The organism is Streptomyces sp. NPDC052701 (assembly GCF_040678355.1).
In the GTDB taxonomy this organism is placed as follows: Bacteria; Actinomycetota; Actinomycetes; order Streptomycetales; family Streptomycetaceae; genus Streptomyces.
This window is the reverse complement of sequence record NZ_JBFATO010000035.1, coordinates 17,869-40,430: the sequence shown is the minus strand read 5'-3', so window position 1 is coordinate 40,430 and position 22,562 is coordinate 17,869. Positions and strand designations below refer to the sequence as shown.

General features: G+C 74.3%; 22 protein-coding genes. 7 read left to right on the top strand and 15 right to left on the bottom strand.

Annotated features, from left to right (window positions below; translation table 11 throughout):
- Nucleotides 1–174 precede the first annotated feature (174 nt).
- Nucleotides 175–876, top strand: a complete 702-nt coding sequence (locus AB0L29_RS29085; RefSeq protein WP_365831157.1) for a CPBP family intramembrane glutamic endopeptidase — start codon at nt 175–177, stop codon at nt 874–876.
- Nucleotides 877–1,424: 548 nt separating this feature from the next.
- Complete coding sequence (locus AB0L29_RS29080) at nt 1,425–1,883, top strand: CBS domain-containing protein (protein WP_365831155.1); 459 nt, start codon at nt 1,425–1,427, stop codon at nt 1,881–1,883.
- A 156-nt stretch (nt 1,884–2,039) separates the two neighbouring features.
- Here AB0L29_RS29080 and AB0L29_RS29075 read toward each other — a convergent pair whose 3' ends face one another.
- Nucleotides 2,040–2,336, bottom strand: a complete 297-nt coding sequence (locus tag AB0L29_RS29075; RefSeq protein WP_365831153.1) for a GlsB/YeaQ/YmgE family stress response membrane protein — start codon at nt 2,334–2,336, stop codon at nt 2,040–2,042.
- 448 nt (nt 2,337–2,784) lie between these two features.
- Between AB0L29_RS29075 and AB0L29_RS29070 the strand changes: the two genes are divergently transcribed.
- Entirely contained in the window at nt 2,785–3,711 is a 927-nt protein-coding gene (locus AB0L29_RS29070; protein ID WP_365831151.1) for a class I SAM-dependent methyltransferase, read from the top strand.
- A gap of 342 nt (nt 3,712–4,053) precedes the next feature.
- On the opposite strand, the gene AB0L29_RS29065 is transcribed toward AB0L29_RS29070, so the two are convergent.
- Nucleotides 4,054–4,323 (bottom strand): hypothetical protein, encoded by a 270-nt coding sequence (locus tag AB0L29_RS29065; protein ID WP_365831149.1) that lies wholly within the window; start codon nt 4,321–4,323, stop codon nt 4,054–4,056.
- A 272-nt stretch (nt 4,324–4,595) separates the two neighbouring features.
- On the opposite strand from AB0L29_RS29065, the gene AB0L29_RS29060 reads away from it, so the two are divergent.
- Nucleotides 4,596–5,231 (top strand): TetR/AcrR family transcriptional regulator, encoded by a 636-nt coding sequence (locus AB0L29_RS29060; RefSeq protein WP_365831147.1) that lies wholly within the window; start codon nt 4,596–4,598, stop codon nt 5,229–5,231.
- 260 nt (nt 5,232–5,491) lie between these two features.
- Nucleotides 5,492–6,754, top strand: coding sequence for an MFS transporter (locus AB0L29_RS29055; protein WP_365831145.1), 1,263 nt, complete (start codon nt 5,492–5,494; stop codon nt 6,752–6,754).
- A gap of 6 nt (nt 6,755–6,760) precedes the next feature.
- Here the strand turns inward: AB0L29_RS29055 and AB0L29_RS29050 are convergent, their stop codons facing one another.
- A complete protein-coding gene (locus tag AB0L29_RS29050; RefSeq protein WP_365831143.1) occupies nt 6,761–7,636 on the bottom strand; it encodes a hypothetical protein in 876 nt (291 codons plus the stop codon).
- A gap of 117 nt (nt 7,637–7,753) precedes the next feature.
- Here AB0L29_RS29050 and AB0L29_RS29045 point away from each other — a divergent pair, with 117 nt between their 5' ends.
- Nucleotides 7,754–7,948 carry a hypothetical protein gene (locus tag AB0L29_RS29045; protein ID WP_365831141.1) on the top strand — a complete coding sequence of 65 codons (195 nt, stop codon included), beginning with the start codon at nt 7,754–7,756 and terminating at the stop codon, nt 7,946–7,948.
- Nucleotides 7,949–9,562: 1,614 nt separating this feature from the next.
- Here AB0L29_RS29045 and AB0L29_RS29040 read toward each other — a convergent pair.
- The 7 genes from AB0L29_RS29040 to AB0L29_RS29010 all read right to left on the bottom strand — a co-directional run bounded on the left by AB0L29_RS29040 (nt 9,563) and on the right by AB0L29_RS29010 (nt 16,421).
- Nucleotides 9,563–10,108, bottom strand: a complete 546-nt coding sequence (locus tag AB0L29_RS29040) for a hypothetical protein (protein WP_365831139.1) — start codon at nt 10,106–10,108, stop codon at nt 9,563–9,565.
- Nucleotides 10,109–10,233: 125 nt separating this feature from the next.
- A complete protein-coding gene (locus tag AB0L29_RS29035) occupies nt 10,234–10,719 on the bottom strand; it encodes a DUF6083 domain-containing protein (protein ID WP_365831137.1) in 486 nt (161 codons plus the stop codon).
- Nucleotides 10,720–10,867: 148 nt separating this feature from the next.
- Nucleotides 10,868–11,323: a large conductance mechanosensitive channel protein MscL gene (mscL, locus tag AB0L29_RS29030; RefSeq protein WP_365831135.1), complete on the bottom strand. Its 456-nt coding sequence runs from the start codon at nt 11,321–11,323 to the stop codon at nt 10,868–10,870.
- Nucleotides 11,320–11,814, bottom strand: coding sequence for a hypothetical protein (locus AB0L29_RS29025; RefSeq protein WP_365831133.1), 495 nt, complete (start codon nt 11,812–11,814; stop codon nt 11,320–11,322). The genes mscL and AB0L29_RS29025 overlap by 4 nt, the downstream gene beginning before the upstream one ends.
- A gap of 186 nt (nt 11,815–12,000) precedes the next feature.
- The gene (locus AB0L29_RS29020; RefSeq protein WP_365831131.1) at nt 12,001–13,428 is read right to left on the bottom strand and encodes an extracellular solute-binding protein; all 1,428 of its coding nucleotides are present in this window, start codon (nt 13,426–13,428) and stop codon (nt 12,001–12,003) included.
- Nucleotides 13,425–16,001 (bottom strand): hypothetical protein, encoded by a 2,577-nt coding sequence (locus AB0L29_RS29015; RefSeq protein ID WP_365831129.1) that lies wholly within the window; start codon nt 15,999–16,001, stop codon nt 13,425–13,427. Before AB0L29_RS29015 ends, AB0L29_RS29020 begins: the two co-directional genes overlap by 4 nt.
- Nucleotides 16,002–16,004: 3 nt before the next feature.
- Nucleotides 16,005–16,421, bottom strand: a complete 417-nt coding sequence (locus tag AB0L29_RS29010; protein WP_365831127.1) for a hypothetical protein — start codon at nt 16,419–16,421, stop codon at nt 16,005–16,007.
- A gap of 414 nt (nt 16,422–16,835) precedes the next feature.
- On the opposite strand from AB0L29_RS29010, the gene AB0L29_RS29005 reads away from it, so the two are divergent.
- Complete coding sequence (locus AB0L29_RS29005; RefSeq protein ID WP_365831125.1) at nt 16,836–17,342, top strand: hypothetical protein; 507 nt, start codon at nt 16,836–16,838, stop codon at nt 17,340–17,342.
- 172 nt (nt 17,343–17,514) lie between these two features.
- Here AB0L29_RS29005 and kynU read toward each other — a convergent pair whose 3' ends face one another.
- The 5 genes from kynU to AB0L29_RS28980 form a co-directional block, all read right to left on the bottom strand.
- The gene (gene kynU / locus AB0L29_RS29000) at nt 17,515–18,750 is read right to left on the bottom strand and encodes a kynureninase (RefSeq protein ID WP_365831123.1); all 1,236 of its coding nucleotides are present in this window, start codon (nt 18,748–18,750) and stop codon (nt 17,515–17,517) included.
- Nucleotides 18,747–19,595, bottom strand: coding sequence for an alpha/beta fold hydrolase (locus AB0L29_RS28995; protein WP_365831121.1), 849 nt, complete (start codon nt 19,593–19,595; stop codon nt 18,747–18,749). Before AB0L29_RS28995 ends, kynU begins: the two co-directional genes overlap by 4 nt.
- Complete coding sequence (locus AB0L29_RS28990) at nt 19,585–20,439, bottom strand: tryptophan 2,3-dioxygenase family protein (protein WP_365831119.1); 855 nt, start codon at nt 20,437–20,439, stop codon at nt 19,585–19,587. Before AB0L29_RS28990 ends, AB0L29_RS28995 begins: the two co-directional genes overlap by 11 nt.
- Before the next feature lie 91 nt (nt 20,440–20,530).
- A complete protein-coding gene (locus tag AB0L29_RS28985; protein ID WP_365831117.1) occupies nt 20,531–21,307 on the bottom strand; it encodes an SDR family oxidoreductase in 777 nt (258 codons plus the stop codon).
- Nucleotides 21,308–21,370: 63 nt separating this feature from the next.
- On the bottom strand, nt 21,371–22,555 hold the full coding sequence (locus AB0L29_RS28980; protein ID WP_365831115.1) for a 2Fe-2S iron-sulfur cluster-binding protein: 1,185 nt from the start codon (nt 22,553–22,555) through the stop codon (nt 21,371–21,373).
- Nucleotides 22,556–22,562 lie beyond the last annotated feature (7 nt).

Sequence of the window (22,562 nt, the reverse complement as noted above, 5' to 3'; positions counted from 1 at the left end):
GCCGCCGTGCGAACGGCGGTGACGGGGCCGGGCCGCACGGGGTCAGCGAGGTCCCGGCCGGCCGGACGCCGCGGGCGAAGAGGACCGCCGTAGGGCATCGGCAGGGCTCCCGCCCTGTCCACCGCCGCGTCGGACGAGGACGGCGGAGCGTCGACGGGAGATGCTGGGAGCAGGATGCGGATCGTCTGTGCCGTTGCCGTCCTGGTCGCCGCGAACCTGCTCAACAACTGGCTCGCGCGTGGCCCCTACGCGTACGTACCGATCTGTGTGACCGCCACGGCCGTCCTGCTGCTGATCGCCCGCCGGGACGGTCTCACTCCGGCCGATCTCGGGCTGGACGCGGCGGGAGTACGCCGGGGCCTGCGGTGGGCGCCCCTCCTGGCCGGTGCCGTCCTCGTCGTCCTCCTGCTCCTCCTCTCCGTGCCGGCCGGCCGGGAAGCCTTTCGGGACGCCAGGGCCGTGGACCTGTCCGCGGCGGAGCTGTGGGAGCGGGTGCTGGTGCGGGTGCCGTTCGGCACCGTGCTGCTGGAGGAGACGGCTTTCCGGGGTGTGCTGTGGGCCATGATCCGGCGCCGGCGCGGAACGGCGTGGGCCACCACCGTCTCGTCGCTGCTGTTCGGCCTGTGGCACCTGCTGCCCTCTCGCGGCCTGGGCCGCTCCAACGCCGCCCTGGCAACGGTCTTCGGCAGCGGCTCGGCGGACGTGGCGCCCATCGTCCTGGTGGCCGTCGCCGCCATGACCGCCGCCGGGGTGGTGCTGTGCGAGCTGCGGCGCCGCTCCGGCAGCCTGCTGGCACCCGCGGCGCTGCACTGGGCGGTCAACTCCTTCGGCTACGCGCTGGCCTGGGCGACATCCCGGTGGTGGCCCTCTGCCTGAACCTCCGGAAGCCGGTGCACCCGGGCGAGACGCCCCGGCGGCGTCCTGTTGCGGGCGGGTGGCCGGGGTGCCGGGGACCCGCCCCTCGGGCTGCGCGCGACGGGCACCGCCACGGCTTGGCCGATACGCTGCCCATAGGTGTGCCGGGAAGCCTGGCCGGCGAACGGACGCGCGTCTGCCCGGAGCCGCTGATGAGTCCCTCCCGCTTCCGTCGCCGCCGTGGTCCGGTCGTCCTCCGGCGCGGACGCGGCCGTGGTGCCGTGCGGCCCGGCCCGGCTGCCGCCGCCGCTCGGCACCCGGTTCACCCGGCGGGAGAGGGCGGCCGCGGCCGGGTTCGCGCCACAGGGCTTCGCGTCGGTGGTGCCCGGGCTGCCGGTGCCGCCGGCCGGGGTCCTGCGGAGCGAGGAGACGTGCGCGTCCGCCGCCGTGCGCATCGTCCCCCGGTCATCGCGTACAGCGCCGAGACAGCCGGTGGCCCGCCCGGCGCACGTCGGCGGCCTCGTCGGCGCGCCCGGCGGCACCCCGTATCACCGAGGAGGAGGCAGGCCATGTCGGCACGTGAACTCGCCGAGCCCTACCCGTACGTGTCCACCGACGACGCCGCCACCGACGCGGCCCTGCTGCTGGCCGAGCACAAGCTCCCCGCGCTGCTGGTCACCGACCGCGACGAGCAGCCGTACGCCATCGTGCCCGGCTCGCAGCTCCTCGGACAGCTCGTCCCCGCGTACGCCTTGGAGGACCAGCACCTCGCCGCGTCGATGGACGACCGGGACATCGACGAGGTGCCGGAGAAGCTCGCCCGGCTCACCGTGGCCGAGTGGCTCCCGCCCCGCAGGTTCCGGCCGCCGACCGTCGGCCCCGACGCGAGCGTCATGCACATCGCGGCCCTCATGGCTCGCACGCACACCCCGTTGGTCGCCGTCGTCGAACGCAGCGGGGAGCGGACCCGCCTGGCGGGTGCCGTGACGGCCGCCCGGCTGCTGGAGCGGCTCGTCGGAAGAACGTGAACGGCCGGCGGAGCCGCGGCCGCGCCGACGGGTGCGACACGCGCGGGCGGCGGGATCCGCGCGCCGGACCTGCGAGAGACCCCCGTCCTCGGACGGGGGCCTCTCGCGTGCTCACTTCCTTGCTGCGCACCCGGCCGTACCGGCCGGCCGGGCCTGTCAGGCGTGGGCGTGGCCGCGCCGGTGCCCGCCCCCGTGCCCGCGGCTGGTGATGAGCCGGTACAGCGCGAGGAGGATGACGGATCCGACGATGGCCGCGATCCAGGTGGACAGATCGAAGAAGCCGTCGATCGAGTCGACTCCGAAGATCACCTTGCCCAGGAAGCCTCCGAGCAGGCCTCCGGCGACACCGATGAGCATGGTGACGATGATGCCGCCCGGGTCCTTGCCCGGCATGAGGGCCTTGGCGATGGCCCCGGCGAGCAGACCGATAACAATCCACGCGATGATGCTCATGGCTTCTCCTTGCCTTCGGTTCGCCGGACGTGTTTCCAGGAAACACACCGTCAAACTGCGGCCGGCCCGGAGCCGGACGGACCGCCGGAGAGGGGAGCGGGAACCGTGTGCCGTGGAGGTCGCGGCCGGCGAGACGGCCCGGCGGCCGTGCCGGTCCTCGTCCCGCGCGGGAGCGCGGCGATGCCGGGCGGCACCGGCGGAGCGAGCGGGGAGGCCGTGAGGTCCCGCAACGGGCCGCGGGGTGCCCGCAGGAACCGTCACAGTCGCGAGGGCGCCGGGGCGGGCAGGACCGACGAACCTCCACCCACCACCGGTAGGGAACCGCCGGCCGGGTATGACACCGACACGCACGCTCGCTCCGCAGTGTGCGGACCGAGGCCGGTACGGGGCGGCCGGACCGGTGGGTGACGGGCCGCCGACGGCGGCACGGAAAGCAAAGGACGCGCCGATGGGTGACAGCGGGGACATCGCGAGTGCCTACAACGACGACAGTGTGCTCTTCCGGGTGCTGCGCCACCTCGGCTGGGACAGCCTGGCCGACATCGGCTACTTCACGCTGCCCGCCATGCCGCTCGCGGTCGTGACCGGGCCGGCGCCCTTCCAGCGCCGTCTGGCCCGCCGGTCCTTGGCGCTGCTGGACACCCGGCCCGGGCAGCTCGTCCTGGATGCCGGGTGCGGTCGCGGTGACACCACGGCGCGGTTGGGCGCCGCGGGATGCCGGGCCCTGGGGGTGGACGTCCAGCCCGCGCAGATCGACCAGGCACGCCGCCGGTTCGGTGGCCGTCCCGGCACGTGTTTCGCCGTCGCGGACGCCACTGCTCTGCCACAGCGGGCGGCAGGGATCCCGCTGACCGATGGTTCCTTCGACCGAGTGCACTGTCTGGAGGCCGCCTTCCACTTCGGCCACCAGGGCCGTCGGTCCTTCCTGAGCGAAAGCTTCCGGCTGCTCCGCCCAGGAGGCCGGCTGGTCCTCGTGGACGTCACTTCCCGCACGGAGCAGCCGATCGGGACCCTCGACCCGGACGGTCTCGTACGCGGGACCTGGCGCTTCGACGACCTCGAGCCGTACGGGCGGTACCCGCTCATGGCCTCCGCGGCCGGCTTCACCACGCACCGCGTCCTCGACTGGACCACCCCCGTCCTCCACAGGGCGGCCCGCCTCTGCGCCCTGTTCGCCGGCACCGCGTCCACCCGGGCCGGCCGACGGGCGCTGTGTCTGCGGTGGCCCGGCCTGAGAACGCTCACCGCGCACGACTGGGACCAGGTCGTCGCCGTCGTCCGGGCTCACCGTGCCATCGGGGACGCCACCCGTTACGCGGCGTACGTCTTCGACAAACCCGCGGACGGCCTCGCCGACGCCGCCCTGGAGCAGTGACCGAGCCACGCCTTCCGGGCAGGGGCCTGCCCGGCCGAGGACGCCGAGTGGTGGGGCCGGGCCGCGAGGGCCGTCGTCCGTCCGGTCCCGACCGGTGGATCACGGCCGGGTGAGACGTCGCCACGAACCGACCGATGCCAGGGCACGGGCCCGCGCGTCTTTCGGCGCCTGTGGTCCCGCTCAGCCGCCGCACCGCGCGCACGGGCCTGTGACGCGCCCGCGCACCTGGTGGGAGAGGTGAGGAAGCGCGGAGCCGGGCCGGTGGCGGCCGTCCGGGAGACGCGCGGGGCCCGGCCCGCCGTGGTGGGACGGCGGGCCGGGCCCCGTACCGGTGATGGGGGGCTAGCTGCCGGTGGGGGTGACGCCGAACATGAGGGTGCGGCGCGAGACGTCGTAGTGCACGGTCTCGGTGTTCTTCAGCAGGTCCTGCAGGACGTCGGCGTCGTCGACGTCCACGGTGAGGACCTCTTCCCAGGCGCCTTCGTCCAGGACCAGCTGCAGGGTGAAGGTGCCGTGCTGACCGGGCTCACCGGCCACCCAGCTGAACTGGTAGTGGCTGAGCTGGCGAACCTTGATGCTGTCGTCGGTGAGGGGCTGCTGAACCTTGGCCATGAGAAGGAAGCTTCCTGTGCGATGTGCCGGACGGGCACCGGATCGTGCCTGCCGATGCCCGCGCCGCGTACCCAGCAGCCGGGTGGGGTTAACGGGGCAGTCGGCCGGTGCGCGCCCCGAGGGGGTGGGCGGGCGGGGCGTGTGACGCGGCGTGTCCGGCCGGTGTGCGCCGGGTGAGCCGCGACCGGGTGGGACCGGGGATCTTCTTCGCACCGAAGTAACCAGACCGGTTTATTTACCATCAGGCCCCTTCGGGCGATAGGCTCGAAGGCATGGCGACCAGAGCGCAGACGAACGGTCCCGGCGCGAGGCGGTCTGCCGCCGCGTCACGGCGGCAGACCCCGGCGGGTGAGAAGGTCCTCGCCGCCGCGTCACGGCTGTTCTACGACAAAGGCATCCAAGCGGTCGGCGTCGAGCTGATCGCCGCCGAGGCCCAGGTGACCAAGAAGACTCTCTACGACCGCTTCCGCTCCAAGGACGAGCTGATCGTGGCCTACCTCGAGGAGCGCGACGAGCGGTGGCGTGCGGACCTGCGCGCCCTGCTCGCGCAGCACCACGGAGACCCGAAAGCCCAGCTGCTGGCGGCGTTCGACGCGCTGCAGGCGTGGACGGCGGCGGGCAGCGACCGCGGTTGCGCCTTCGCGCGGGCCTGCACCGACCTGCCGGCGGACCATCCCGGCCAGCAGGTCGCCAGGCAGCACAAGAGCTGGCTGCTGGCCCGCTTGCGGGAGGCCGCGGACGCCGCCGACGCGGCCGACCCCCGGACACTCGCCGAGCAGTTGCTCATGCTGCACGACGGAGCGTGCGCCGCCACGGTGAGCCGGGCGGCGCTCGATCCGGTGGCAGGCGCGCGCCAAGCAGCTCGCGTCCTGATCGACAACGCGTGCGGCGGAAAGCAAAGTAAGTAGACCGGTTTGTGTAGCACCGCGCCGGGAACCCCTGGGTGCACCACCCCGCCCCGGAAGTGGGAGGCGACGCAATGAACTCCTTGAACAGCTTCCTCCGGCTGTGCGGAGACGTCGCGTACGGCATTCACGCCGCCCATGCCATAAGGCTGGGGCTGCGGCCCCCGGACCGGCGCAAGGCGAGCACCGCGCGGTGCTCGCCCCGGCCGCCCCCGTGCCGCAGGTCCGCCTGACCGACCCCACAGCGACCGGAACGAGTCCCCATGGCCCCAGCGCGCGTTTCCTCCCCGCCTCCGCTTCCCGGCATCGGGCTGCCCCTGGTCCTGCCCGGGCTGGCGATGATCGCAGTGTGCTACGGGCTGGCTCGTTTCAGTTACGGCCTGTTCCTGCCCGAGTTCCGGGACACCTTCCACCTCACACCCGGTCTGCTCGGGCTGACGGGAGCCGGCTCGTACGTCGGATACTGCCTGTCCGTCGGTGTATCCGGTTACCTCAGCCCACGCTGGGGGCCCCGGGCGGTCGTGATCGTCGCGGGCCTGGTCTGCACAGCCGGGATGTGCCTGGTCGCCGCCGCCCCCGACGGAACCGTCCTCGCCGCGGCCGTCCTCATCGCCGGCGCCTCCGCCGGGTTCGCCTCCCCGCCCATGGGCGACGCCGTGCAAAGGCGCGTCGGACAACGGCGGCAGGGAGCGGCCAACACCTGGATCAACTCCGGCACCAGCATCGGAGTGGTGGTTTCCGGCCCGGTGGCGTTGCTGGTGGGCGGCAGCTGGCGGGTCGCCTGGCTGTCCTTCGCCGCCGCCGCCCTGGCGGTCACGCTGTGGTGCATTCCCGCTCTGCCCGGCAGGGGCACGACGCCCGCGCCCCCGGCTCGGTCGCGCTCCGCCGCGCCGGAGCGGATCCGCGACTGGATCAACCCCACCACGCTCCCCCTCCTGGCCTCCTCCGCCGCCATGGGGCTGGTGAGTTCGGTGTACTGGACCTTCTCCCGGGACCTGGTCGTCTCCCGGGGGCACATGGACACCACACTGTCCATGATCTTCTGGATGGTCATCGGCATCGCCGGCCTGGCCGGCGGTCTGGCCGGGCGGCTCATACGCGCTTGGGGCCTCACCACCGCGCTGCGCTGCTGCCTGGTGGGCTTCGGCTCGTCCATCGCGCTCCTCGCGGCGGCTCCCGGCAACACGGCGGCGGCCTTCCTCTCGGCAGCCGCCTTCGGAGCCTTCTACATCCTCCTCACCGGCATCTACCTCGTGTGGAGTGTCCAGGTGTTCGAGAAGCGGCCCTCGGCCGGCATCGCGCTCTCCTTCGCCGTGCTCTCCATCGGCCAGGCGGCCGGAGCGCCCCTGACGGGCAGCATCGCCGACTCCTTCTCCGTGATCACGGCATTCACCGCCGCAGGAGCGCTCTCCTGCCTGGTCTCCCTGATCAGCCCTCGCGCGGCCACCCCGTCCCCTGCTTCGGACCAGCCGTCCGCGAGCTTGCGGTCGCGTCCGGCGGAGGACCGTAGCGCCCGGAGGGAATGACCCCCTCTACAACGTCCTCCGGGTGCGTGCGCGGCGGGCCGGGAGGCCCATGGGGTTGGGGAAGGGGATGGCGCCGGAGGCGAGGACCTGGTCGGCCGGCAGGCGGAGCAGACCGATGAGCTGGGCGGCCTCGGTTGCGGCGAGGGCGCGGTAGGGCCGGACGGCGAGGGCATCGGTGCGGGCCTCGATGTGGGCACGCAGGCCGCGTCCCTCGCCGGTGGGGTGTCCGCTGCTTTCCAGGAGTCGCCGTGCGGTGAGGCGGTGCGCAGCCGCCTGCCAGTCCTCCTCGGACCAGCCCCGGTTGTTCCGCAGGATCGCCGCGGGCACGCCCTCGCACGCGGCGAGGAGCACGTGGGCCTCGCAGCCGTCCAGGCCCTCGGCGGTCAGTACGGCGACGTGGCCGTCACCGCGGTGCTCGCGCAGCGCCGTGACGGCCTGCCAGAGGGCACCGACCGGGTCCTCGGGCGTGGGCAGAGCGCGGTTGGCGGCGAACAACGGGCGTCCGGCGCCGTCCGCGGCGGCGATCACCCGCTCCAGCGACGGGACGCTCCCTGCCGCCGCGTCCGCCGCTGACGGCGCGGTCCGGCGCAGTGCCGCGGTGGCCGCCCCGGCGCGGGCGCGGAGCACGGCCTCGGGTGCGGCGAATCCCCATGCGTCGGGGATGGCGCGTCGCACCATGGCGGGGTGGAAGTTGAAGAAGGCCGCCTCCACCACACCCGCCGTCACCGCTCCCAGAGGCGCGGCCCGGGATGCGAAGTACCCCATCCAGAAGCCGCGCAGGCCGGCCGCGCGGTTGGCCTCGCGGCTCTCGGGCGCGAAGTACGTGACGGCGTGCAGGGGTTCCAGGACCTGCCAGACCGTACGGGCGAATGCTGCGTCCACGTGCGCCATCCTCCCAGGCGGCCGCCACCGGATGCGGGCGGGGCCGGTGCGTACCGGCACACTCGCCTGGATCCCTCCGGGCCCAGCATCCTGCCGCAGTTCGTCGACGGCGGCTCGATGAGCCGGCAGATCTTCTTCCTCGGCATCCTGGACGTCCTCATCGGTGTCGTCCACTGGTTCGCCCTGGTCGCCGTCGCCGTCGCCGCGCGGCTACGAGCGCTGCCGGCCCGCCCGAAGGTCCGCCACCGCTGGGAACTGACGACCGGCCGGCTGTTCATCGCCATCGGCGTCGGCGTCGCCGTGGCCGCCTGACCCGGGCCGGTACCGCTGCGGGAGGTGGCGTTGTGGGCCGAACAGGGGATGACGGCGGTCGGGCTGTGTCGAAAATCCTGGTCGTGCGTTGAGCCGGGCATGGATTCTCGCGTTGACGACATCGCGCCCTGGACGGCGCCACTGGGACTCACCGGCTTCGGGCCCGGGCGGAACGCCCCGGGCACCGCCGAGCGTGGCGGATGGAGCCGGGCCGTGGGGGCCGGCTGCGCGGCGGTGGCTGCCGCCGCCGCGGTGCCCGCCGTCGCGGGCCGGCTCGTTTGAAGGGCTCGCGGATGAGTGGTCCGGGCGCGTCGGACGACCCGGGCCCGGCTGCGCAGGCCGCCGGGTCGGACGCGGGTCCGTGTCTGCGTGACCAGTTGGCCGAGGCGATCGCCGCCCTTCGTTGGCAGACAGCGGTGATGCGGTCGCACTCCTGCCCGACACCCCCTCCCCGCGCGACCTTTCACACGGCCCCACAGCGCGCGGAGGCCCCGGCCGACACACCACGGGCCGGGGCGTCGCCCGATCCCCCCTGAGCGCTCCCGTACGTCCCTGCCCCGCTCCCCTCACCGGGCGGGGCGGGGACGGGGAGCCGCCAGGCGGAAGCCGTCGTCCCCGCTTCCGTGTTCAACCCCCGGCGCATATCCGCGTGTTGCGCGTCGCCCGGCCGGCTGCACCACGCGGCGGAACACCGCCGTGGGCACGGCGGTCCCGGACTGTGGGGCCTCCCCGGACGGAAGGCCCCACGTGGAGCCCGTTTCGTCCCGGGGTCCGGAAGCGGCCGGCCCGTCCCCGGGACGTCCGGGGGCGCCGGAAGCGGCAGCGGGTCGGCGCCGCTGCGCTCGCGTGCTGCCGGAGCGGCCCGGCAGGTCACGTCCCCCGCCGGCAGCCTGCCGGTGGTCAGGCGGGCCGTGGCCGTCTCGCCGGCGCACGGCTCGGAACCGTGACCGGCCATGAGGCAGCCGGCCCGGCGGTCCGCGTCCGCGTCGGCGTCGGCGTCGGCGTCGGCGTCGGCGTCGGCGTCGGCCGGAGCCTGTGCCGGGAGCCGTACCAAAATGCCGTGGAACGCTGTCAGGGCATCCGCCGGGCACCGGAGGGCGGCGGCCTGATGGATCACGCGGAGGGCACGGTGGTGACACACCAGCGCGCGGGCGCCTTCGTCCCTGCGCGGCAGGCCCCGATCCTCTGGTGCGCCGAGTGGCGGCCGAGGACCGGCCCCCGTCCTCGACGACACCGGCCGGGCCGTCGAGGTACCGCGCGGCCGGCCGGCCGTCGGCGAAGGGGTCCGGGCGGTCCGGGGCGGTTCGCGGGGGCAGGCTGTCACGAACCGTGTGCGTGACCCGGGCGGACGGATCAGCCGTACGGGGGAAGCGGGACACCCGGCCGAGGCGACGAGCGCTCCGCCAGGGTCCATAGGACAGTAAGAACCATGAACCGTCACCGACGCCCACCCCGGCGGGCCCCGTGGATCGCGGGCGGCGCCGTCGTGCTCGTCCTCGGCGGCATCGGCGTGTGGGCGTTGTTGACGCCGGACGGCGGCACGCCCCGCCCGACGCCGTCGGCCTCGACCGACCTGTCCCTGCCGACACTGAGTCCTCTGCCGTCCTGGACGCCTCAGCCGGAGCCTTCGCGCACGGCACCGGAGCCCTCGCGCACGGCACGGCCGACGTCGACGGACACGTCGTCGCCCAAGGCGACGTCGACGGCCCCTCCCCGGCGACCGGCGCCGCCGAGCGACCGGCCGACGGTCCGGCCGACGGTCCGCCCCACGCCCCGCCCGACGACAGCTGACGCGTCGTCCCCGCGGCCACCGGAAGCGACACCCGCACCGGTTCGGCCCACGGTTCCCACATCGTCGGCGCCGCCCCCGCGCACCGCGTCGGCGCCGGCACCGACACGACCGGAGCCGTCACCGCCCGCGCCGCCGTCACCCACGGCGCCCGCGCCGGTGACGTCCGTGCCGGCGACGCCTCCACCGGCGACGCCCACGCCAGCGATCAGCGGCGGACCGGCGACGACCACGTGGTACACGTCCCCGGCGGCGACGGCCGCCGCCCGGCGGATGGCCGCTGCCGGGGCGGTCGGTGACCCGGTGTGCTCGATGACCGCGGTGGGCAGGCCGGACCCGAGCCTGCTCCCGCAGGGCGTCCGTATCGGCATCGGCCACTACGGCACCTACTGGTGCCTGATCTGGTGAAGCACAGCGATCCGGACCGTCCGGCAGCGCATGACCGACGACGCCGGATCCGTCGCCCGTACCGCACCGGGCCGTCCGGTGAGCGGACCTACCCGGTCTCCGGCAGGAGTCGCGGGCGCCTTCCTTCGTCCGCCCTCCGGTGCGCCAGTGCGGTGTTGTGGTCGCGGACCACGGTCAGCCACCGCCACGGCTTGATCTCGTCCAGGGTGAGCCCGGGGCAGGCCAGCTGGTGCGGGATCCGGCATGTCTCGCCGGGCCTGGGTTCGTCCAGGCCGCTGTTCCAGGCGGTGCCGCAGGTGTCGATGTGCCATCGGTGCCCGCCGGGAGCCAGGTGGGAAGGCACGATCAGCCGGGGTTCGAGCAGGACGTGCTGCCCGGTGTAGGTGCGGCGGCGTTCACCGGCGAGCCCGCAGTCCGGGCACAGGGGCGGGGCGGGCGGCTCCGGGCCGGTGGCGCCGTCGAAGACGGCCTGGGCGCGGTCCGTGTGCACCCACGGCGCGGGCGTGCCAGGCGGGGCTTGCCGGTGTCCGTCCGGGCCGGGCAGCGGAATGAGGTCGTCGTCGTGGTCCCCCATGGGGTCGAGCGTGCGATGACCTCGCCGGGCGAGGGCAGGGCGCAATCCGGGCGCGACGGGAGCATGCGGGCGGGGCACGCGGGCGTACCGGCCGGCTCACGGGGCGGCGCCGGCGAGCCGTGCTCGCCGGGGCGGCCGCCGAGGGACATCACCGGTCCTGTCGATGCCCTTCGGCGGTCGATGCCGTGGTCTGTGCCGGGAGGGTCGGCAGCGGGCTGGTGCAGGCGGCGCAGCGGCGGGCCTCCACGGGCACCGGGCTGAGGCATTCCGGGCACTCCCGCTTGGGGACCTGGACGTCGTGGTGGGGCGCGAACCGTTCGTGCAGCTTGTTCACGGGCAGCACCACGAGGAAGTACAGGGCGGCGGCGACCAGGAGGAAGCTGATCGCGGCATTGACGAACGCCCCGTAGGGGAAGTCGACCCCGCCCGCGGTGAAGGTCTTGCGGCTGAGATCGCCGGTGGCTCCGGACGCCAGGCCCACCAGCGGAGTCAGGAAGGCCCGTACGAAACCGTTGACCACGGCCGTGAAGGCCGCGCCGATGACGATGCCGACGGCCAGGTCGACCACGTTGCCGCGCAGGATGAAACTGCGGAAACCCTTCACGTGGCGCCCCCGGCGAGGGCGGCGGGCCGGATGTGGGAGCAGTTGCCGCCGGTGGCCGTCCTGGGGATGCGCATCCGGTGCAGCAGGTCGCGGGTGAGGCGGTGGCGGTCGGTGGTGCGCCAGGTGACGCCGGGGTGCCGGGAACGCAGATGCGCCAGCGCCCTGGTGCCCAGCCCGCTGTCACGGAACGGCCCGTCGATGACCACATCGGTGATCACGCCCTCGGCGCACTCGTCGCAGGCCCGGTAGACCACCTGGCCGACCACCTTGCGGATGTGGACCAGCAGCAGGCACTCCTCGCCTGCGGCACCGGGCGCGGGGGACTGCAGCAACTCGACCGCGCGGTAGGCCAGAAGCCTGCGCCGCCACCGGCCCCTGCGCCGTCCGGCGCGCCGGTGCCTGCCCTCGGTCCTGCGGGGCGACACGACGGACCGCGGCTGCGGCGGCCGGTCCTGCGCGGCGGTCCTGGCAAGCGTCTGGTCTTGATGCATGCAGTCGCTAGTGCCCCGTTACGCGGGAGCGATGTCCGCATCTTCTCCAGCCGGTGGCGTGTTTCCGCCCTGTGCCCCTCGCCGCCTCGGAGACCCCGGCCTCAACGGGTGGGCTGTGACAGGCCCTAGGGGGCCGGGAAGGCATCCGCCGCCTTCCGGCGGGACGCGCGGGCCCGTGCCGGTGTCTCAGCGGCCCCGCAGTGAGTCCTGCAGGAGTTCGCGCAGGTCCTCGGTGGACGCCTGCTCGCCCACCGGCGGTGGTTCGGGGGCGGCGCGGAGCCTGCTGGTCATGACGTCCTGGATGGCACGGGTGACGGAGGCGTAGTACGGCGTCGAGGGTCGCGGCCTGGCGCGCTCCATGGACCAGCACAGCGCCTCGACGTACTGCTCCTCCAGGGTGCCCCGCGGGACGCGGCCGGGCAGCGAGCGGTCATTCTCCCGGCAGCCGCCCGGTATGGCCGACCTGCGGGCGGGAACGAAGCCGCCCTCGTGGAGCCGGACACCGGCGGTGCGGGAGGTGAGGCGCTCGATGAGGTCGCGGGCGGCTTCGACGTCCGGGGTGCCCGCGACGATCGCGAGGTTCTGCCCGCCGAGCACGCTGTGGCCTGTCCGCTCGGATCCCTCGCCGTCCGGCAGCGCGGTGACGCCGTAGCGCGGGGCGTCCTCGCCGTCCCGGTCGGACTTGGCCAGGTGCTCGGCCAGCCGGAACCGGGCGACGGGCCAGTTGCGCATGGTCAGCGCCTCACCGGCCAGGAAACGCTCGGTGGTGCCGGTCTCGTCGGTGCGCAGCGATTCCTTGTCCAGTACGGGCAGTTGGTCGCCGTCCTTGCGGAACGCCTCCATCAGCTGCCGCAGACCCCGCTCCGCCGCCTTCTCCGAGACGCGGACCTCGCCGTGGGCGTCGACGATCTCGCCGCCGTTGCGCCAGACCGCCTCGTGGGTGTTGACGGTGAGTCCTTCGTACGGGGCGAGCTGGGTGGCCAGGCCGGTGACGAGCGCGCCGCCCGAGGGCCCGGTGTCCCGGTCGTGGCCGTGCACGGTCCTGGTCAGCTTCTCCCAGGTCCGCAGCTCGGGATCGGTGCCGAGGAGGTCGGCGCGGTAGTACAGGAGTCCGACGTCGGTGTTCCACGGAACCGCCCACGCCTTTCCGTCGTAGCCGACGGTGTCGCGCACCGGTTCCCAGACGTCCTCGTCCTCGCGTACGTCCAGGGAGCCCAGGAGGTCGCCCTCGAGCGGTGCGACGAGGTCCTGGGCGGCGAACTCGGCGGTCCAGGCGGCGTCGAGGTTGACGACGTCGTAGTCGTCGGGGTTGCCCGCCTGGAGCGCGGCGACGAGCTGGCTGCGCTGCCGGTCGCTGTCGTCCGGCAGCTCCACGACGCTGACCTGGACGCCGAGGTCGGCCGCGGCCTCCTCGATCAGCTCCCGGCGCACCCCCTTGGAGGTCAGGTCGGTGCCGGTGACGACGCGCAGCACGCCCTTGCCGTCCGCGTTCCCGTCTCCGGCGGCCGGTGCGGCGGTGCCGCCGGTTCCCGTCCCGCAGGCGGCGGCCGCCAGCAGCGACACGGCCGCCACCGTCCGCCGCCAGGCACGCCCGCGCCGGTGGGTCACGCTCATCGGGCCTGTCTCCCCTCGGTGAGGGCGGCCACGTGCCGGGACACGGTGGCCGCCAGGTCTCCGGAGAGCGGTTCGCACTCGCCGCCGGAGTGCTCGGCGAGGATGCCGGTGTCCCGCTCTGCGGCACAGCCGTACGGGCGCATGGAGGCGACGATCACCGGTACGTCGCGCCGCCGCAGCTCCTCGGCGACCTCGGCGAGCAGGCCGGTCCGCGGCGGGCTCCCGTTCAGGAAGTCGCCGTCGGTGACGAGCAGCACCGCGTGCTGCCGGTCGTCGTCGGGGGACGTTTCCAGACCGTCGGCGACGGTGCGCAGCGCGTGGTGCAGGTCCGCCTGCCGTATGCCGCGCGGGCGCAGGGTGCCCGCGGTCAGCGGCAGTTCGGCACCGCCGGGTGGTACGGCCTGCCAGCCGTCGGTGAGTTTCCGCAGGCCGGTGCCGTCGTCGCCGGTGGGGAAGACGGAGAGCCGGTAGCGGTCGTCCTCGCCGAGCCGGTTCAGCGCTTCCCCGACGGCCGTGCGGGCGGCCTCGAAGCGGTCGTTCTCGCGCATGGAGCCGGTGATGTCGAAGACGACGTCGAGCCGCAGCTCGGGGTGGGCCGCGTGGAACAGGGCAAGGCGGTCGGCGACGTCCCGGTCCGAGAGCCGGAAGAGGAAGCCGTCCTGCTCGTGCGGTGTGAAGCCCGTCGCCCGGACGGTCCCGGCGCCTTCCTCCGACCGCACCCACCGCCGGAACGCGTCGACGGCCCGGGAGCGCTCGGCCCGGTCGTCGGCCGGCCACAGGATGCTGACCAGCTGGTAGTCCAGGGGCGGGCCGCCGTCGAGCACGTAGCGGTGGACGTCCGGCTCGGCGTCGCCGGAGCAGTACTGGGCCGGGCGCTGCGCGTACAGCGCGGCCTGACGGCCGCTGACCAGCGCGCCGGAGGCCACCGGTGCCCCGCCGTCGCCCGGTCCGCCCGTGTCGTCCGGCTCGGCCAGGGCGCACAGGGCCTGGGCGCTCTCGGCGACGGACCGGCCCTGGCTGATGACCTCGGTCTCCAGCCAGTGCACCCGGTCGGCCGGCAACAGGCCGCTGTCGCGGTCGAACTCGCCGGCACCGTTGGCCGCGTACATGCCGAGGGTGTGGGCGAGGCCGACGCCGGAGACGGTCGGGTTGGGCCGCAGGAGCACCGGACGGGTGCGGGCGGGCGACTCGGCGAGGGCGCCGCGCAGTCGCTTCCAGGTGAGGCGGTGCGGCTCGTCGGGGGCCGGGGCGAGGCCCAGCGCCCGGCGCGCCGGGTCGGTGAGGACGAGCACGGGCCGGTCCGTCATGAGGGAGACGGGATCGAAGAAGGTGTCACCGCGCTGGCCGGGGGGTGGCACGAGCCGGGCCCGCACCTGGGAGACGGCGGCGCTGGACTGGGCGACCCACACGTCGGGTTGCGGGCCGACCTCGGCGAGCGGGGCGCCGTGCCCCCAGCGCTCGGCGTCGCTGAACGCGCCGGTGAGGGCGTCGAGGCTGGCCCCGTAGACGGTGAACCGGGCCGTGCGGCAGTCCTGGGCGCCGGAGACGGACGCGTGGTTGAGCGGAGTGTCCTCGAAGGCCCGTACGAGCTGCCGCAAGGCGTCGACCTCTTCGGGCGCCGTGGCCATCCGCAGTTCCAGCGGTGGCGGGCACGACGAGGAACCGCCGGGCAGGAAGTGCCATCCGATCAGGGCGGCGACGCTCAGCAGCAACGCCGTGAGCGCCAGTTGCCAGCGGCGCGCGCGCAGCAGCGTTCTCAGACGTTCGCGGAGCCCCGGTCCACGCTGCGGTGGTTCGAACGGTGGCTTGAGCGGACCGTCGTCCGCCGGCGGCAGCACCGTGCCGGCGCCGTTGCCGACGGAGACCTCCACCGGATGCCAGGGCAGGTACGGCGAAACCGGCCGGTTGTGCGGCTCCTGCGCCAGCTCCGCCAGCCGCTTTCCCAACGCGCCCAGCGAGCGCGGTCCTTCGCCGAGCGCCCGTACCAGCTGCGCGGTGAACGGGGTGAGGGGTTCGCCGGGCTCGCCCGGCGAGATGAGGAAGCCCCGCCGGGAGGAGGCCAGGACGGTGAAGCTGCGGTCCTCCGGAAGCGCGTTGGAGGGAAAGTTCCCGGAGAAGCAGCAGTCGAGGATGACCACGGTGCTCCCGGCGCCGATGTACCGCAGAGCGCCCGCCAGGTCACGGAAGGACAGTGCGGTGTGGGAGATGTCCTCGGGCGAACTGGCCCGCGTGGCCAGATAGAACTTGTCGCGTTCGGCCGGGTCGTGCGGATCCAGGTACCCGTGGCCCATGTAGTAGAAGACCAGCAGGTCGGGGGGCGTGTCCGCCAGCGAGCGCAGGAGATTGAGGATTTTCCCGGGGTGGGCGGGGTTGACCACCTTCAGCACCCGGGGCGCGGGCCGGCGGGCCCTGCCCGTACGGCGCCCGCGCCGCGGGGCGAGGACGTCGGCCAGCCGGTCGACGTTGTTGCGCGCCTTGCCGCCCTCGATGGGGGCGAAGGGCACGGGGTGGTCGAAGGAATCGACCGAGACGAGCACGCACACCGTGGTGCGAGGCCCGGACGAGGCCTCCAAGGGTCACTCCTCGTCGGTTTCGTGTTCCTCGACCCACCGGCGGAACTCCTCCTCCGCCTTGCGCAACTCCTCCGGCGTCATGTCGGAGGTGAGCACGATGTGCAGCCCGGTCTGGGTGATCTCGGCGGACTGGCTGGGGTCGGGCTGTGCCCTGAAGTGGCCGATGATGGCCCGCACCAGCAGCACGGCACCGGCCTTGAGCGCATCGGGCAGCAGATGGTCGTGGGTGAACTCCAGGACGATGTCCTCGATGGGTCCCAGGGCGGGCGGCGCGCCGGGGCGCGGCTCACTGCGCACGTGGGCCCAGGTGTCCTCCGCGCCGACGAGTTCGCCCAGCCGGTCCTTGAGCACCTGGGTCGAGGCGGCGACGGACCCGGGTGCGTCCTGCGACGCGATGGCGATCCTGACGTGCCAGTCCACGGCTCCCCCACTTCACCACTGCCGGTCGTCCGCCAGGAGTCTACGGAGACCGGCCGTCCACCGCAGCCACTCCACGGAAGTCGGCGCACACGCAGAGCGACGGAGGGTTCTGGGGGTTCTCGGGGTTCTCGCGCGACGGCGGCACGGTGTCGGCGCCCGCCGCGGCCTCGGCGGCGTCGGCCGGTGACCGCGGCCGCGGGCCGTTCCGGCCGTCCCCGCCGCGGCGCCTCCCTCGGCCTGCCCGCGGTCACCGCGTCGCCGGTCACAAAGCGCCAGGGTTCGCCACCCTTCCCACGGGCTTCGAACGTCGACCAGCATGATCAGACCGGGCTGACCTGCACATATGCACACCGTGTTCGGCTGTGGGGATGGCGTGTGCCCGCTTATGGACGACGAGATCTCCCAGGAGGGGACATGTGGAACGCAGCATGGATGCGCAGCGTCGAGTGGCTCGCCGCGGCCGCTGCGGACCCCAGGGCGTGCAAACGGCAGTGGGAGCACGGAACGGGCATCGCCCTGCTGGAAGCCGGTCGTCACTGGAACGTCCTCAGCGTCCCCGAGGAGCTCGGCCTGCTCGGTCTGAACGTCCTGTGGCAGGATCCGCTGCGCACTCCCGGGCCCGTCCTCAGGCACGGCAAAGCCCGCAGAGTCGGCTTCTTCCTGCCCCCCGGCCCCGGCCACCAGTGGATCGGCGCCGGAGTCCGCCACGTCGGCAGGGGCGGTTGGATTCCCGTCCCGCCGCCCTACCGGGACACCGGGCACCTGGAGTGGATCATCCCACCCGACGGAACCGGCGCCCTGCACGCCCCCGAGCGGCTGGAAGCGGCCCTCCAGGCAGCCACCGGCACACTCGCCCTCCTGCAGCCCGAGGCCCGCGAAGCGGCACCGCCGTCGGCACCCGTGCACGATCTGCTCGCGTAGGAACTCACCGGACGAGCGGACAACTGGACGACCTGAGCGGACAACTGGACAACCTGATTCGACCGGACGACCCGATTCGACCGGGTGCGGCGCCCGTCCCGCCGCCGGGCCGCCGTCCCCGCGGCGGGGACGGCGGCCCGCACGACGGCGCGCCCGTGGCCGCGGTGACGGTTCACCGGGCCGGCGCACCCTCGTAGGCGGCTTCCCGGACGATGGTCCGCAGGCGGCGGGCGGCGGTGAGCAGGTCCCGGTGGGTGGTGTAGAGGGCGTTCACACCGAAACGCAGGAGGTCCGGGGCGCGCATGTCGATGATCACGCCCTGGTCCGCCAGTGCCCGGGTCAGGCCGCGGGCGTGGGGGTGGCGCAGGGCGACGTGGCTGCCGCGGCGCGCGGGGTCGGCGGGGGTGACGGCTTCGAAGCCGAGAGGGGCGAGGAGTTCGGTGGTGCAGCGCAGGAAGAAGCCGGTGAGGGAGAGGCTCTTGGCACGGACCTGGGCCAGGTCGACGTCGTCGAAGACGGTCAGCGCGGCTTCGAGGGCCAGCAGGGACAGGACGGGCGGGGTGCCGATGCGGGCGCGGGCGATGCCCGGCGCGGGCGTGTAGTCACGGCTCAGGCCGAAGGGGTCGGCGTGGCCGTTCCAGCCGGGCAGGGGGGTTTCGAACGCCTCGTGGTGGCGTCGGGCCACGTAGAGGTAGGCGGGGGCGCCCGGGCCGCCGTTGAGGAACTTGTAGCCGCAGCCGACGGCGAAGTCCACGCCGAGCGCGTCGAGGTACAGCGGAAGGGCGCCGGCGGCATGGCACAGGTCCCACAGGACCAGCGCGCCGACGCGGTGCGCGGCCTCGGTCACCGCCCGCATGTCGTACAGCTCCCCCGTGCGGAAGTCGACGGGCGAGTAGCTGACCACGGCGACGCGGTCGCCCTCGGAGGCCAGGAACGGCAGCAGGTCGGCCGGGGGGACCCAGCGCACCTCGAGGTCCTGGCGGCGGGCCACCGCCTGGGCCAGGTACCGGTCGGTGGGGAAATGGCCGGGGTCGGTGACCAGCAGCGTCCGGTCGGGGCGCAGCGCCGTGGCGGCGCCGAGCGCGGTGAACAACTGCACGCTGGTGGAGTCCCCCGCCACCGTCTGCCCCGGCGCGGCGCCGAGGAGGCGGCCGACGGCGTCTCCCACCCGCACGGGCGCGGCCCACCAGCCGTTGGTGTCCCAGGAGCGGATCAGGTCGGTGCCCCACTGCCGGGTCACGACGTCGGTGAGGGCCTGGGGGACGGCGGCGGGCAGGGGGCCCAGGGAGTTGCCGTCGAGGTAGACGACCGCGTCCGGGAGCAGGAACCGCTCGCGGAAGGGGGCCAGGGCGTCGTCGGCGTCGAGTCGCGCGGCCTGTCCGTCGAGTGCGGTGAGGGCGGTGGTCATGTCTGCGGGGCCTTCCGGCTGTCGGTGTCCGGACGCCGTGCGCCGAAGGCGGCCGACATCTCCCTCAGGGTGTCGGCGACCGCGTGGGCGCCGGGCGCCTCCGGTTCGATGAGCGTGTAGTGGCCCGTGCCGGGCAGCACGATCGTCTTCAGGTCGCGGTGCACGGACGCGTAGTCGGCGAACTGGGTGAGCGGGACCTCCTCGTCGACGGCTCCGTGCAGCAGGACGGTGGGGACGCCGGTGGTGCCCGCGCCGCGCAGCAGGGTGAGGGGGTCGACCGAGGGCAGCCGCTCCTCGAACAGGTCCTCCCCGCCCAGGAGTTGCAGGGCGGCTCCGTTGCTGAGGTCGTCACGGCGGGTGGCGGCGAGGTCCGTGATCGGGGCGAGCGCCAGCACGGCGGTCGGCAGGGTGCGGGTGTGCCAGCGCGAGCCGGGGGGCAGCAGGCCGCGGGCCGCGCACCACAGGGCGAGGTGGCCGCCCGAGCAGTGCCCCGCCAGGACGTACGGCCGTCCCTGGGGCAGGGTGTCCACGATCCGCGCGACGTCGTCGAACGTCTCCGGGTAGCCGCCGGCGCCGCCGGAGCGGCGGAAGCCGGGCAGCAGGACGTCGAAGCCCTGCCGGGAGAGGTAGGCCGCGAAGGGGGTCAGGTGCATGCGGTCGTAGCGCCAGTAGCCGCCGTGCAGCAGGATCACCAGCGGGGCTCCGGGGTCCTCGGCGGGCCAGGCGTCGTACACCTGGTGCGGGTGGTCCCCGTAGCGGCCGTGCGCCGGTGCCAGGACCGGCTTCAAGCTCAGCACCCGCTTCTCCTCCTCGGCCGCGAAGGCGGAGATGGTCCTAGACGCCACCGCGCACCTCCCACAGCTCGGGGAAGACCGGGCGGGCCGCGCGCTTCTCCAGCCAGGCGAGCCCGGTGGAGCCGGCACTGCCGCTCTTGGTTCCCATGGCGCGGCGTACGACCATGACGTGGTCGAAGCGCCAGCGCGCGACGAGTTCGGCGATGTCGGTGAGCAGTTCGCCGAGGGTGAGCAGCGGGTCGTGCTGCGGGCCGGCGTAGACCTGCCGCCACGCCTCGACCACGTCCGGGTCCGAGGTGTGGGGGGCGGTCACGTCCCGGTCCCTGACGTGGCCGGGGACCGGGAGTCCCCGGCGGTGCAGGAAGCGCAGCACCTCGTCGTAGAGGGACGGTTCGCGGTAGGTCTCGCCGAGGGCCTCGTGGACGGCCGCGTCGCCCTCGTGCAGGCGGAGCATCCCGGCGGACTTCTCCCCCAGGAGGAACTCCATGTGCCGGTACATCGCCGACTGGAAGCCGGACGCCCTGCCGAACGCGGCCCGGAAGCCGTTGAACTGGGCGGGTGTCAGGGCGGCGATCGGCGCCCAGGCGGCGTTGAGGGCGGTCAGGGCGCGGCGGCTGCGCACCAGCGCGTCCATGGCCGCGTCCAGGTCGTCCTTGACGAGGGCCGTCCTGGCGGTGCGCCACTCGTGGACGATCAGGGTGAACCACAGCTCCATCACCTGGGTGGTGACGAGGAAGCCCATCTCGTCCGGGGCCTCGGTGAGGGGCTGCTGCAGGGTGTTGAGGACGGACGCGTGCACGTAGGCGTCGTAGGGGCTCGCGCCCGGGAAGGGCTGGGTCAGCTGGTCGGGCTCGTCCGCGGCGGGCGGGGCGAGGACGGACGTGCGGTCGTTCATGGCATCTCCTAGTGCTGCCGTCGGCCGGACGTGCGGCCGGGGCGGGGCCACCGGTCGTGCGGCGCGGGAAGCGGGTCCCCGGGCGGCCGTCTCACACGCCGAGGTGGACGCCGCCTGAGGCGTCGATCCACTGTCCGGTCACCCAGCGGGCGTCGTCGCTCGCCACGAAGGACACGACGTCGGCGATGTCGACGGGGGTGCCGAGCCTGCTGAACACGGAGGCCTGCGAGTACCGCTGGCGGATCTCCGGGATGCTCAGCGTGGGGTTGATCTCCGTCTCGGTGTAGCCGGGGGCGACGGTGTTGACCGTGATGCCCCGGGGGCCGAGCTCCTGCGCGAGGCTCAGGGTGAGGTAGTCCAGGGCGGCCTTGGTCATGGTGTAGGCGACGATGGCGGGGAAGGCGACACGGGTCGCGACCGAGGAGACGTTCACGATCCTGCCGCCGTCGCGCAGCCGGTCCAGCGCCCGCTGGATGATGAAGAACGGCGCCTTGGCGTTGACGGCGAACACCCGGTCGTACTCCGCCTCGGTCACCTGCGCGATCGGGCGCGGCATGGTGATGCCGGCGTTGTTGACGAGGATGTCCACGCCGGGCTGTGCGCCCCGGTCGGCCAGGGCCCGGTCGAAGGCCTCCCAGAGCGTGTCGGCGTCGCCGGGGACGCCGAGTTCGGCGTGGACGGGAAAGGCCCGGCCGCCCTCGGCCTCGATCTCCTTGACCGTGCGTTCGGCCGCCTCGTGGTTGTACCCGTAGTGGACCGCCACGAGGGCGCCCTCCCGGGCCAGGCGCCGGCTGATGGCCTGGCCGATGCCGCGGCTGCCGCCGGTGACCAGGGCGGTCTTGCCCTCGTGTCGCAGCGTGGTGGTCAACGTCTTCTCCTTCGGGCGAGTGGGGGTGGGGCTGGGTCGGGGGCGCGGGAGGTCCGCGCCGGGTCATGCGTCGAAGTCGAGGGTGAGTTCGGTGCCGAGCGGCCGGGCCCTGCACACGAGCGTGTAGCCCGCGGCGACCTCCTCGGCGTCGAGGGCGTGCTGGGGGCCTGTCGTCACCCGGCCGGACAGGACCCGGGCCCGGCAGCTGCCGCACACGCCCTCGCGGCAGGCGTAGGGCACGTCGGGGTGGGAGCGCAGCAGCGCGTCGAGGAGCGTGGCGTCCTCGGGTCCGGCGGCCGCGTGGCGGCGGTGGCCGCCGAGCAGCGCGGTGACGCGGGTCTGCGGCGAGGCGTCCGCGGGCCGGGGCGGCGGCGCGCTCTGCCGCGGGGCGCCGGCGAGGGTGAACAGCTCCGAGCGGACCGAGGCCGGGTCGGCGCCCCACGCCGTGAGCGCCTGCTGCACCGTGTCGACGAGGCCGGCCGGACCGCACAGGGCGAACGTGACGCCGGGGCCGGGACGGGCGTCGACCGCGGTGAGCAGGCGCGGCAGCTTCACGGCGTCGATCCGCCCGCCCGACAGCCCGCTGCCGTGCTCCTCCCGGGTGAGGACGTACAGGACGGTGAAGCGTTCGACGAACGCGTCCTTGAGTTCGGCCAGTTCGTCGGCGAGCAGGGCGTCGGCGGACGTCGGGACCGAGTGGATCAGGGAGACGCGGCAGGCGGGGTCCTCGCGCAGCGCGGCGGCGGCCATGGCGGCGAGCGGGGTGATGCCGGAGCCGCCCGCGATCAGGACGTGATGGCCGCCGGGCCGCTCGGGCAGGGCGAAGGCGCCGGTGGGCGGGGAGAGTTCGAGGACGTCGCCCGGTGCCAGGGCGGTGGTGGCGTGGGCGCCGAAGCCGTCGGGGGCGCCGCGCCTGATCACCAGGCGCAGCGCGGCCGGGTCGCCGGGCGGGGGGCACACCGAGTAGCTGCGGCGCAGTTCGGTGCCCGCGCGGCGGTGCCGGACGACGACGTGCTCGCCGGGCCGGTGGGCGAAGACCTCGCGCAGCGCCTCGGGCACCTCCAGGGTGACCGCGACCGCGTCCCGGGACACGTGCCGGACCTCGGTGGCCACGAGCCGGTGCCAGCCGGTGCGCCGGGCCGCGGGCCGGGACCGGTCGGGGAGTTCCGGGCGGGAGGCGGCGGGGGCGGTCGCGGCGGGCACGCCCGGGGTCGTGGCGGTCGCCCGGGAGGAGTCGGTGGTGTTCACGGTCCGC